11 protein-coding genes and 1 tRNA gene are annotated in these 12,377 nt (G+C 30.3%); 5 read left to right on the forward strand and 7 right to left on the reverse strand.

What is annotated here, in order from left to right:
• Position 1: 1 nt before the first annotated feature.
• The 4 genes from ribE to L8W68_RS04785 are packed head-to-tail and all read right to left on the reverse strand — an operon-like array spanning position 2 to position 3,609.
• Positions 2 to 472 carry a 6,7-dimethyl-8-ribityllumazine synthase gene (ribE, locus tag L8W68_RS04770; protein ID WP_257938136.1) on the reverse strand — a complete coding sequence of 157 codons (471 nt, stop codon included), beginning with the start codon at positions 470 to 472 and terminating at the stop codon, positions 2 to 4.
• An 11-nt stretch (positions 473 to 483) separates the two neighbouring features.
• Positions 484 to 1,287 carry a 3-deoxy-8-phosphooctulonate synthase gene (kdsA, locus tag L8W68_RS04775; RefSeq protein ID WP_263675200.1) on the reverse strand — a complete coding sequence of 268 codons (804 nt, stop codon included), beginning with the start codon at positions 1,285 to 1,287 and terminating at the stop codon, positions 484 to 486.
• A 38-nt stretch (positions 1,288 to 1,325) separates the two neighbouring features.
• Positions 1,326 to 2,687: a uracil-xanthine permease family protein gene (locus tag L8W68_RS04780; protein WP_263675201.1), complete on the reverse strand. Its 1,362-nt coding sequence runs from the start codon at positions 2,685 to 2,687 to the stop codon at positions 1,326 to 1,328.
• Positions 2,677 to 3,609 (reverse strand): DMT family transporter, encoded by a 933-nt coding sequence (locus tag L8W68_RS04785; protein WP_263675202.1) that lies wholly within the window; start codon positions 3,607 to 3,609, stop codon positions 2,677 to 2,679. Before L8W68_RS04785 ends, L8W68_RS04780 begins: the two co-directional genes overlap by 11 nt.
• A 100-nt stretch (positions 3,610 to 3,709) precedes the next feature.
• On the opposite strand from L8W68_RS04785, the gene der reads away from it, so the two are divergent.
• Genes der through L8W68_RS04810 form a run of 5 tightly spaced genes read left to right on the forward strand, consistent with a single transcriptional unit; the run spans position 3,710 to position 10,190 of the window.
• On the forward strand, positions 3,710 to 5,095 hold the full coding sequence (gene der, locus L8W68_RS04790; RefSeq protein WP_115645269.1) for a ribosome biogenesis GTPase Der: 1,386 nt from the start codon (positions 3,710 to 3,712) through the stop codon (positions 5,093 to 5,095).
• Complete coding sequence (locus L8W68_RS04795; RefSeq protein ID WP_263675203.1) at positions 5,079 to 5,576, forward strand: shikimate kinase; 498 nt, start codon at positions 5,079 to 5,081, stop codon at positions 5,574 to 5,576. The genes der and L8W68_RS04795 overlap by 17 nt, the downstream gene beginning before the upstream one ends.
• Complete coding sequence (gene trpS / locus L8W68_RS04800) at positions 5,573 to 6,532, forward strand: tryptophan--tRNA ligase (RefSeq protein WP_263675204.1); 960 nt, start codon at positions 5,573 to 5,575, stop codon at positions 6,530 to 6,532. Before L8W68_RS04795 ends, trpS begins: the two co-directional genes overlap by 4 nt.
• 11 nt (positions 6,533 to 6,543) lie before the next feature.
• Positions 6,544 to 7,779, forward strand: a complete 1,236-nt coding sequence (gene serS / locus L8W68_RS04805; RefSeq protein WP_263675205.1) for a serine--tRNA ligase — start codon at positions 6,544 to 6,546, stop codon at positions 7,777 to 7,779.
• 8 nt (positions 7,780 to 7,787) lie between these two features.
• The gene (locus tag L8W68_RS04810; protein WP_263675206.1) at positions 7,788 to 10,190 is read left to right on the forward strand and encodes a tetratricopeptide repeat protein; all 2,403 of its coding nucleotides are present in this window, start codon (positions 7,788 to 7,790) and stop codon (positions 10,188 to 10,190) included.
• Between the two features lie 110 nt (positions 10,191 to 10,300).
• Here the strand turns inward: L8W68_RS04810 and L8W68_RS04815 are convergent.
• From L8W68_RS04815 to hemE, 3 genes are all read right to left on the reverse strand, one after another.
• Positions 10,301 to 10,375, reverse strand: a tRNA-Asn gene (locus tag L8W68_RS04815).
• A gap of 68 nt (positions 10,376 to 10,443) precedes the next feature.
• Positions 10,444 to 11,352 carry a radical SAM protein gene (locus L8W68_RS04820; RefSeq protein ID WP_263675207.1) on the reverse strand — a complete coding sequence of 303 codons (909 nt, stop codon included), beginning with the start codon at positions 11,350 to 11,352 and terminating at the stop codon, positions 10,444 to 10,446.
• Entirely contained in the window at positions 11,349 to 12,371 is a 1,023-nt protein-coding gene (hemE, locus tag L8W68_RS04825) for a uroporphyrinogen decarboxylase (RefSeq protein WP_263675208.1), read from the reverse strand. The genes L8W68_RS04820 and hemE overlap by 4 nt, the downstream gene beginning before the upstream one ends.
• Positions 12,372 to 12,377: the final 6 nt, after the last annotated feature.

Genomic DNA, 12,377 nt, shown 5'->3' on the forward strand with positions numbered 1-12,377 from the left:
TTTAAGCCTTAATTTTTTGGATTAAATTAAGCATTTCAACTACAGTAAGCATAGCTTCAAAACCTTTATTACCTGCTTTACTGCCTGCTCTTTCTATGGCTTGCTCTAAAGTATCAGTTGTTAAAACTCCAAAGCTTACAGGCATATTAGCTCCAAGCCCTACACTTGCTATACCTTTAGTAGTTTCAGCTGCTACATAATCAAAATGTGGCGTACTTCCACGAATTACCGCTCCAACACAACAAATTCCATCAAATTTTTTACTCTCACAAGCTTGTTTTAATGCAAAAGGAATTTCAAAAGCACCTGGAACTAAAATAAGACTTAAGTTTTCTTCCTTGCCCCCATGTCTTAAAAAAGCATCTTTAGCACCTTCAACTAAACGATCTGTGATAATGTGATTAAATCTTGCATTGATAATTGCAATTTTCTCATCACCTTTTAAACTTAAATTTCCTTCTATTATATTCATATTTTTCCTTTTTAAATGATTTCTTGAATTTTTAAAAGCGTATTTACGCAGTTTTTAAGTCTTGAAAGATCAAGCATATTTGGTCCATCACATAAAGCCTTACAAGGATCAATGTGCGTTTCAAAGAAAAATCCATCCACACCCACACTAGCAGCAGCTCTTGCTAAAGGTTCTACAAATTCACTTTTGCCTCCACTACTTCCACCATTTGCTCCTGGCATTTGCACACTATGAGTAGCATCAAAAACAACCGGAGCATATTTTCTCATGATAACCAAACTTCTCATATCTACAACCAAATTTCCATAGCCAAAACTAGAACCTCTCTCAGCTACAAAAACACCATTTTCTTTGGCTATTTCAAAACCTTCTTCGTTAATGTCTCTAGTTTGTAAAATTTTAGCTACGCTGTATTTAATATCTTCAGGATTTAAAAATTGCCCTTTTTTTACATTTACCTTAGCCTTTGTTTTAGCAGCAGCTACTAATAAATCAGTTTGCCTACATAAAAAGGCAGGAATTTGTAAAACATCTACAACTTCAGCCGCAATACTTGCTTGAGAACTCTCATGAATATCAGTAAGAATTTGCATACCAAATTTATCTTTCACTTTTTGCAAAATTTCCAAACCTTTTTCAAGACCTGGTCCTCTAAAACTATTAATACTAGTTCTATTTGCTTTATCAAAGCTTGATTTAAAATAAAAATCAATTCTATCATCTTTTAAAAAGCATTCAAGCTCTTGTGCAACCTTAAAAACAAGTTCTTCATTTTCTATCACACAAGGCCCTGCTATTAGTATCATTTTTTTCATCATTTTTCCTTGTTTTTTATTATTTTACTTTATTTTTATTATTTTACTTTATTTTTATTATTTTCTTCAAGAGGGAAAACAAAATTTAAAATAATAGCTGTAATCCCACCTGCTGCAATCCCTGAAGAAAATAAAGTTTTAAACCACATTGGCATAAATTCTAAAATATCAGGATTATTAGAAACTCCAAGCCCTATACCCAAACTCATAGCTATGATAATAATAGAACGACGGTTTAAATTTTCTTTAGAAATAATCCTAACTCCTGTTGCAGCTATAGTGCCAAACATTACTAAAGTTGCTCCACCTAAAATAGGCTCTGGAATTTGTAAAGTAATATCAGCCACAATAGGAAATAAACCTAAAATCATCAACATAAAAGCTACAATAAATCCAACATAGCGACTTGCAACACCTGTTAAAGCTATGACACCATTGTTTTGCCCAAAACATGAGTTTGGAAAAGTATTAAAAAAGGCTGAAACAAAAGAATTAAAACCATTTGCTAAAACCCCGCCTTTTAATCTTTTTGCATAAAGTTCACCTTTAACCGGCTGATTTGAAACTTCACTAGTAGCACTAATATCACCAATTGTTTCTAAGGAAGTTACCATAAAAACCAAAATCAAAGGTAAAATGAGATTATAATCAACACTCAAGCCATAATGTAAAGGATCAGGTAAAAACACTAAAGGCAAATTTTCATTAAAATTAAAGCTAAAATTTTCAAAAGTCATGGCCACTAAAAGCCCTATTATCATAGCTATAAATAAAGAAGAAATTCTTATATAGGCATTATTAAAACGATTTAAAACAATAATACTTAAAATTACAACTCCGGCTAATAATAAATTTTGCAAAGAACCAAATTCACCACTTGCTTTAGCCGCAAATCCACCTCCTGCACTCACAAGGCCAACATTAATCAAACTAAGACCTATAATCATCACCACTATACCAGAAACCAAAGGCGAAATCACTCTTCTTACAAAAGGTAAAATTTGAGAAATAATCATTTCGGTAGTAGAACAAAGCATTAAAGTACCAAAAATAGCTCCAAGCATTGCTTCTTGCGATAAACCATTATTTTTTAAAACAAGCCCACCTAAAATAATAGGCGCAACAAAGTTAAAACTAGTTCCTTGAATAGATAAAAGCCCACTCCCTATAGGACCCCAAGTTTTAATCTGCAAAAGCGAAGCAACACCTGAAGCAAAAAGCGACATACAAATAATTCTAGCTGTATTAGTATCATCTATTCCAAGACCTTTGCAAATTAATAAAGCAGGTGTAATCACAGCCACAAACATAGCCATCAAATGCACTAATGCAGCAAAAAATGCTTTAGCAAAAGGTGGTTTATCTTCTAAACCATAAATTAAATCTGTTTTATTTTCCATTTTTCTTTCCTTTTGTTTGCTTACTAACCAAAATAATTCCTCCTAAAATAATGCTAAAAATTCCTATAAAAACCATAAAACTAGGAAATTCATCTCCTAATAATATACCTAAAAACAAAGTAAAAACTACATCTATATAACTAACTCCTGCAACAACCCCTGCCTTTTTTGCTACTCCATAAGCTTTAGTAACATGAATTTGATACATTGCTCCAAAAATTCCCATCAAAACAATAAAAATCCAAGCTTTAAAACTAGGCATAACAAAAGGAGCAATTAAAAAATCAAGCTCTTTTATTTCATAAAAAGAACCTATAACCATAGACATTAAAGGCATCAAAGTACCAATTAAAACAAAAGATAAAGCTATAAAAGGCGCTGGGTATGATTTTCTAAGTTCTCTTACACTAGTTAGCGCTAAAGCTGCACAAAAACCACTTAAAATTCCTAAAATACTATTTTTTAAATCAAAACCTGAATGCGTAGTGCTATCTGCAAAAGGCTGACAAATTAACAACACCCCTATAAAAGCAATCAAAATCCCAAAACAAGCTTTTAATCCTAAACTTTCTTTAAAAAACAAAAAAGCGATCAAAGCTATAAAAATAGGTGCTGTTTTTTGAAAAGCAAAAGCGCCACCTAATGAAATATTAGAAACATTATAAAAGAAAAGATATAAAGCGATTGTCCCTATAACACCTCTAAAAATCAGCAAACCTAAATGCCCACCACTTTTATGAAAATTTAATTTTGAAAGCGCATAAAGCATAAAAGCTGTGCCTATGATATTTCTAAAAAACATAATTTCGATCGATGATAATTCTTCACTAAGAATTTTTGCACAAGCACCTACAAGTGCAAATTCTATAGAAGCAATAATCATAAAATATATACCTAAATTCTTTTTAACTATTCTTAACATATAAATTCCATATAAAAATTCCCGTTATTTTAGTCTTTTTTGCTTAATTTTAAGGCAATTTTTATATAATCACAAATAAAAATTTAAAAAATGAGTATTAATGCAAAGTATTATTTTAATAGGAAAACCAAATGTTGGCAAATCAAGTCTTTTTAATAGACTTGCAAAAAAGCGCATTGCAATAACTAGCGACATAAGCGGAACTACAAGAGATACTAACAAAATAGAGGTAGAAATTGATGGCAAAAAAGCCCTATTAATAGATAGTGGTGGGCTTGATGAGAGCAATGAGCTTTTTAAAAATGTCAAAGCAAATTCGCTTAAAGCTGCTAAAAATAGTGATATTATCTTTTATATGGTTGATGGTAAATTTTTACCTGATGATGAAGATAAAGCATTTTTTTATGAAATGAAAAAACTCAACAAACCCATAGCTTTAGTAATCAATAAAGTCGATAACAAAAAAGATGAGGAAAGATCTTGGGAATTTTCTAATTTTGGAGTAAAAGAAGTTTTTAACATCTCGGTTACACATAATATAGGCATTGATGAGCTTTGCATGTGGGCTGGTAAGTTTTTAAATGAAAGTTATTTAAATGCAGATGAAGAAGAAGACTTTGAAAGTTATTTAGAAAATTTTGATGAAAATAGTGGAGATTTTAAACTAAAAACCATCAATGAAAACCATATTAAAGTAGGAATTATCGGCAGGGTTAATGTAGGAAAATCAAGTCTTTTAAATGCTTTAGTAAAAGAAGAACGTAGCGTGGTAAGCGATATAGCAGGCACTACGATTGATCCTGTTAATGAAAGCATTATGCATAAAGATAAAATCATTGAGTTTGTAGATACTGCAGGGATTAGAAAACGTGGGAAAATACAAGGCTTGGAACGTTATGCGCTAAATAGAACCGAATATGCCCTAGCTAATGCTCAAATTGCACTTTTAGTACTTGATGCAGCTGAGGGTTTTAATGAACTTGATGAGCGTATTGCAGGACTTGCTGCTAAACATTGTTTAGGTGTGATTATCGTGCTTAATAAATGGGATAAAAGCGAACTTGATTTTGATAAAACTTTAAAAGAATTAAAACTAGATCGTTTTAAATTTCTAGCTTATGCACCCGTTGTAAGCGTATCAGCTTTAAGCGGAAAAAGAGTACATGTACTTTTAGATAAAATCTTAGAAGTTTTTGCCAATTTCACGCAAAAAATTCCAACTGCAAAATTAAATGCTTTAGTGGAAGAAGCCACAAGAGCTCATCCACTACCACATGATTATGGTAAATTAGTAAAAATTTATTATGCAGTTCAATATGACTTAGCACCTCCAAAAATAGCTCTAATTATGAATAGACCAAAAGCTTTACATTTTAGCTATAAGCGCTATTTGCAAAATCAAATTAGAAAACAATTTAATTTTGAAGGTGTTCCTTTGATTTTAGCTTCAAGAAAAAAAGGTAGCAAAGATGAGCAAGAAGGATAATCTCCTTTTTGTAGGCTTTATGGGCTGTGGTAAAACAACCATAGCAAGAGCTTATGCTAAAAAATATGATAAAATCTTTTTAGATACAGATAGTTTAATCAAAGAAAAATATAATCTTGAAATTGGTGAAATTTTTAAAACATATGGAGAGAAAAAATTTCGTAAAGAAGAGCAAAAAATAGCTTTATTTTTACATTGTTTGCAAAATTGCTCCATTGCAAGTGGCGGTGGTTTTATAGAGCAAAAAAAATTAAAAAATATTGGTATTATTGTTTATTTAAAAGCAAGTTTTGATTATCTTTTACAAAGACTAAGCAAAGAAGAATTAACCACTAGACCTTTATTTGCAAATACAAATAATGCCAAAATTCTTTTTGATCAAAGAGCAAAAAAATACGAAAAAAAGGCAAATATTATTATAGATATTGAAAATAAAAGCGTTAATGAGATTATTAAAGAAATTAAAAAAGAGGTAAAATGAGAGTTATTACGGGACTACAGCCAAGTGGGGATTTACATATAGGAAATTATTTTGGCTCTATAAGACAAATGCTAAATATGCAAGAAGAAAATCAAATGTATATGTTTATAGCAAATTATCATGCTATGACTTCAAGTTTTGATGGAGAAAAACTCAGACAAAATTCACTCAAAGCTGCGGCAGCTTTTTTAAGCTTAGGGATTGATCCACAAAAAAGTGTGTTTTGGTTGCAAAGCGATGTAAAAGAAGTAATAGAGCTTTATTGGATTCTTTCTCAATTTACCCCAATGGGACTTTTAGAAAGAGCACATAGCTATAAAGATAAAATTGCCAAAGGTTTAAATGCCAACCATGGACTTTTTTCTTACCCTGTTTTAATGGCTGCAGATATTTTACTTTTTAATGCTCAAGTAATTCCTGTGGGTAAAGATCAAATTCAACACGTTGAAATAGCAAGAGATATAGCCTTAAAAGTAAATAATGAATGGGGTGAAATTTTTACCCTACCTCAAGCTAAAGTTAATGATGAAGTTGCTGTAGTACCTGGTACTGATGGAGCTAAAATGAGTAAGTCCTATCAAAATACAATTGATATTTTCAATACACCAAAAGCTATTAAAAAACAAATTTCTTCCATTGTCACAGATAGTACAGCTTTAGAAGATCCAAAAGATTGGCAAAATTGTAATATATTTAAAATCGCAAAATTGTTTTTAAACAAAACAGAACAAGAAGCTTTAAAAAGCCGTTATGAAAAAGGTGGCGAAGGCTATGGGCATTTTAAAATGTATTTAAATGAAATCGTTAGTGAGTATTTTGCCTCGGCTAAGGAAGAATATGAAAAATTATTAGCTAATCCTTCTAAAATCGAAGAGATTTTAGAATTTGGAGCAAACAAAGCAAAAAAACAAGCCCAAGAAACAATGGAAAAAATTTATGCTAAAATAGGACTATAAAAGGAGTTAGAATGTTAGATTTAAAACTTTTGCAAAATAATTTTGATGAAATTGCACAAAAACTAAAAGCTAAAAAAGTGGATGAAAATTTACTTAAAGAACTGAGTGATTTATTTATAAATTTAAAAAAAGAAAAAGCGCTTTTAGAAGAATTTCAAGCTTTTCAAAACAAATTTAGCAAAGAACTTGCAACAGCGCAAGATAAAGAAAGTTTAAAAGCGCAACTAAGTCAAAATAAAGAAAAAATTAATACTCAATCAAAAATCGTTAATGAATTAGAAGAAAAACTAGAACAAATTGCTCTAGCAATACCAAATATCCCTGATGAATGCGTGCCTTTTGGAGAGAATGAAGATGAGAATATAGAATTAAAAAAAGTTTTAACTCCACCTAGTTTTGATTTTGAAATCAAAGAACATCATGATTTAGGAGAAAAATTAAATTGGCTTGATTTTACAAGAGGAGTTAAAATCTCACAAAGTCGCTTTTGTGTGCTTAAGAACGAAGGGGCTTTACTAAGTAGAGCTTTGGTAAATTATATGATAGATTTTAATAGAAGCAGAGGTTTTGAGTTAGTTAATGTGCCATTTTTAGTAAATAGTGCGACCATGTATGGCACCGGACAACTTCCCAAATTTAAAGATGATATGTATAAGGTAGAAAATGACGACTTATACCTCATCTCAACTTCTGAAATTCCTGTAACTAATCTTTATTCTAATGAAATTTTAACTCAAGAAGAATTACCTTTAAAAATGACTTGCTATAGTGCTTGTTTTAGACAAGAAGCAGGAAGTGCAGGTAGAGACACAAGAGGTATTATAAGACAACATCAATTTGAAAAAGTAGAGCTTGTTAGCATATGCAAGCCTGATCAAAGCGAGCTAATGTTTGAAGAAATGCTAAATTGTGCTAGTGATTTACTAAGTTCTTTAGGTCTAGCACATAGACATTTGATGCTTTGTACTGGAGATTTAGGTTTTTCAGCTGCAAAAACAGTGGATTTAGAAGTTTGGCTTCCATCACAAAATAAATACCGTGAAATTAGCTCTGTATCTAATTGTAAAGATTTTCAAGCAAGACGTGCAAAAATTCGCTTTAAAAATGATAAAGGCAAAAACGAATTAGTGCATACACTTAATGGCTCTTCATTAGCTGTTGGTAGAACCTTAGTAGCTATTATGGAAAATTATCAAGAAAAAGATGGAAATATAAGAATTCCTGATGTATTAAGAAAATACTTTTAAGAGAAAACATGGCCGAAGAAGTAACACTTAAAGAACAAGATAATCAAGAAAAAGCTTTCTCTGAGATAGATGAAAATCCAGGAGTAGAAGAACAAGCTATCCCTCCTGGTATGATACCTCCTGAACTAGAGGAGGAAGAAAGTACCTTTCAAAGAGTAGAAGAAGAACCTCAAACACCACAACCTGAAGAGAAAAAAAAGCTTTTTGATAAAAAATTTATTATTTTAATTTCTGCGCTTGGAGGTCTTGCTCTAATACTGCTTGTAGTTTTAATTTTACTCATAGTCTTCAAAGAAGATAAAAAATCCGCTTTAAGTACTCAAATCTTAGATGATAATACTAGTGCAAGCATCACAAGAGTAAAACAATCAGCATTAGATCTTGTAGTGCAAAAAGCAAATTTATTATACGAAAAAGGTGATGTAGAAAGCGCTTTAGAACTTTATAATAATATTAATATTTTCAATCAATCCTTATCTAGCTATAATCTTGGCGTAGCTCAAATGAAACAAAAAGACTATGCTAGTGCCATTGAAAATTTTAAACAATCTTTAGAATTAGAAGAACATAAAGTAGCTGCGGCCATCAATATAGCTGTATGCTATTTTAATCTTGGTAATAAAGAAAAATTTAATTACTATCTTGACTTAGCAAAAGTACATTTACCACAAGATTCTAAATCATCTTTGTATGATTATTACCTAGGCTTAATTAATTATTATCAAGGATTTTATCCTGAAGCTTTACAGATGTTTATGCGTTCAAATAATATTAATGGATACCAAAGCGAATCTTACTACCTTGGAGCAAAAATTTATGCATTATTAAAATCAGAAAAAAATGCTATTGAATTTTTACAAAAACAAGAAGATTACGAAGTAAGTTTACCCTTGGGCTTATTATATGCAAAATCAGGTGAATATCAAAAAGCTAAAGAATATCTTGAAAAAGCTTCAAAAATAGAAAATCACGAGGCAAGAAGTAAAGTTGCCCTAGCTTTAGTAGAATTAAAAACAGGGCAATTTGAAAGCGGAGCTCAAATTTTAAAAGCTTTATATATAAAAGATAGAAATATAGGTTCAAAATATTATAATATCAAAACCAGATTAAAAAGAAATTTTTCAAATATCGACATAGCCCAACAGCATTTTGCCAAAAGATTGATTACCGGAAAACAACAAATTTATGATTTGCTGTTTTACTTCTCGCCTTATCGTGTTTTTGATATTAAGCAAAGTATGGAGCTTATCACAAAGGCTGATTTGGGTAATTTTATACAAGGTTATGAATACGAAAATGAATTGCTTGTTAAAAGTAAGGCTTTATCAGGGGTTAATATAGAATTATCTCATGCTATTAATTTAGCTTTTAATTTTCATTTAAGAGAAGCAAATCAAGAATTTAAAAACTTAAGTGAAATTTATCATGCTCACGATGTAATTCATTATAATCTTGCGCTAACTTATGCACAATTACAAGATTATAACAATGCCTATAAGCATTTTTCAACCGCATATCATTTAAATCCCAAAAATTATATCGCAGGGATTTTTGCTATATATTGTATGGATTTAGTAAAAAAAGATTATACCAAACTAGCTAATGAGCTTTTAGAAAATCTCCAAGCAGACAACACTATAGATCAAAATCATAATATATTTAAATACCTATTGCATTTAGCCAAAAATGATTTTACCGCCATGATCCCTTATTTAGATAATCTTTCAAACACAAACAATACACCTTTAGAGCTAATGTTTGCTATTATAGCCGCTAATGGCAATAATCTTGAAACTTTAAGAAATCAAAAAATTAAGGAATTAAAAGATCTATTAAATGAAGATATAATTAGCAATATTTTATATTTTAATTCTAAAAATACAAATCTTGATATTAAAGAGTATGCCAAACAAGCACAAATGTATTTTTTAACTACCAAACTTGATTATAATTCTTTATTTGGTGGAGCTGGAATAGTTAAAGATAGTTATGTAACACTTATGCAAATAACAGGCTTGCTTAATCATGTTAGAAACGACATTAAAAAAAGACTTGCCATGAGCAATAAAAACTCCATCGGGCTGATTTTTGCTCTAGCTTATGTTGATATTTTTGCAAAAGAATACCAAGAAGCATACACACTTTATAATATTTTAATAGATGATTATAAAATCAAAGATGCGCAAACTTTATTTTTAGCTGCAGTTGCAGCAATAGGCTCAAACAATCCAAATTCAGCTATAGCCTTACTTGAACTAGCAAGATTGGAAAACGAAGAAACCTTAGAAGCAAGGCTTGCTTTAGGACTTTTATACCATGAAGTGCAAAACCTAGAACCTGCTATGTTTCAATATGAAAAAGTAGGTAATAATTTTGAAAGCAAATTCTTTACTTTTGATATTAAAAATTAGTATTTTCATAAAACAAGAAAATACTAATTAATTCTTAAAAAATATATACAAAAATAAATTATAAATTAACTTGTTAATACACTATAATATATGGAAATAATTTTATGAAGTGGCTCCGGATGTAGGATTCGAACCTACGACCAATCGGTTAACAGCCGACTACTCTACCGCTGAGCTAATCCGGAACATCAATAAATAAGAAATGGTATTATATAAGAAAAAACAACTTTTGTCAAGAGTTTTTTACAAAAAATTATATTTTTTTATAAAAATTTACTCCTGCTAAATTTTTTACAACGACTTTTTGCTCTTTAATTAATTTTTCTAATACATCTTTGCTATATTGACTAAATTTATTTTCTATATCAAATTCACTTTGCGCTCTAAGCTGTAACATCTTCAAAAGCTCTTGAGTATTAAAATCAATCTTTTCGCCTTTATAATAATGCTTAGCAAGCACAACAGGCACACTAGTAATATACATACTTAATTCTTCTAATTTTTCCATAGATATACCTTTAACAGGATAAGCTGGAGGTCTATCAATAGTGCTAAAATCTACTCTTGATGGCTTTATTTTATCAAATACTTCATTTAAAGCTAACATTTCTTCTTTACTATCATTTAAGCCTTGTACAATCAATACTTCCATGATAAGCTCACCTAGAAATTTTTTCCTAAAAATTATCATTTTTTCAATCATTATTTCAAGCTTAATTTGTTTTAAAGCTCTATCTATCCTATAAAATGTTTTTTCTTTAGCACTATCAAGACTGAATTTAACCACATCAATATCCATTAAAGCATCAAATGCATGTGTATTTAACACACCACTACCATTACTTAAGATTAAGAGTTTTTTATCTTGTTTTATTTTATTTAACTCACAAACTAATTCTTTTAAATGAGGATATAAACTAGGTTCACCATTTGCAGTTAATGTCAGAAAATCGAATTTCGCATTACTAGATAAAGCTTGTTTTACCTGTTCTAAGATATCTTGAATTTTTGGATATACTAAAGATTTTTCCACGGGTTTTGCAGCTTGCAACTCACAATATACACAATCGAAATTACATTGCTTTTGATTTGGACTTAAATCAACCCCTAAAGAAAGCCCAAATCTTCTTGAGCTTATGGGGCCAAAGGTAATTTTATTCACTTTTTAGATTTCTCTTGAACTAGCTTGATAAAATATTTAGCATTTTCAACAGGAATGTCAGGCAAAATACCATGTCCTAGGTTAAAAATATGTGCACTATCTTGCATGATATTTAAAATTTTATCCACACCTTGTTCAATAGCTTTTTTATCATACAATCTACAAGGCTCCATATTACCCTGTAAAGTATATTTAGCGCTTAGTTTTTCTTTTGCTAATTCTAAAGGCGTACTCCAATCTACACCAAAAACATCAAAATTCCCACTTATATCATCTAAAAATCCACTAACACCTTTAGGAAATAAAATCACAGGAATATGTGGATATTTTTCTTTAATAAAATCAGCAATTTCAAGCATATATTTAAAAGAAAACTCAAAAAACATTTCTTTTTCTAAAGCACTTGCCCAACTATCAAATATCTGTATAGCATTAGCACCTGCTTTAATTTGCTCTTGGATATAACACTTTAAAGCCAAAGTAAGTTTAGATAAAATTTGATGTAAAAATTCAGGATTTTGATAAACTAATTTTTTACATTTTGCATAATTTTTACTACCACCACCCTCTATCATATAAGTAGCAATAGTCCAAGGACTTCCACAAAAACCAATCAAAGCTTTATCATGCGCAAGTTTTTCTCTAGTAAGTGCTAGTGCATCATAAACATAAGAAAGATTTTTAATACTTTTTTCAACATCTAATCTTTCCAAATCTTCCTTAGTTTTAATGGGATTTGAAAATACCGGCCCTTCACCTTTTTCAAATTTTAAGTCCATACCCATTTCTAAAGGCACCACTAAAATATCTGAGAAAATAATAGCTGCATCAACACCCAAAATATCCACAGGTTGCAAAGTAACTTCACTTGCTTTTTTATAGTCCTTGCAAAGTGATAAAAAGTCCCCAGCGCTTGCTCTAACTTCCATGTATTCAGGTAAATACCTTCCTGCTTGACGCATCATCCAAACTGGAGTATAAGGGGTTGATTTTTTAAAACACGCATCAATAAAAATCATTTTTAT

Source organism: Campylobacter sp. FU_497 (assembly GCF_025772425.1).
In the GTDB taxonomy this organism is placed as follows: Bacteria; Campylobacterota; Campylobacteria; order Campylobacterales; family Campylobacteraceae; genus Campylobacter_D; species Campylobacter_D lari_C.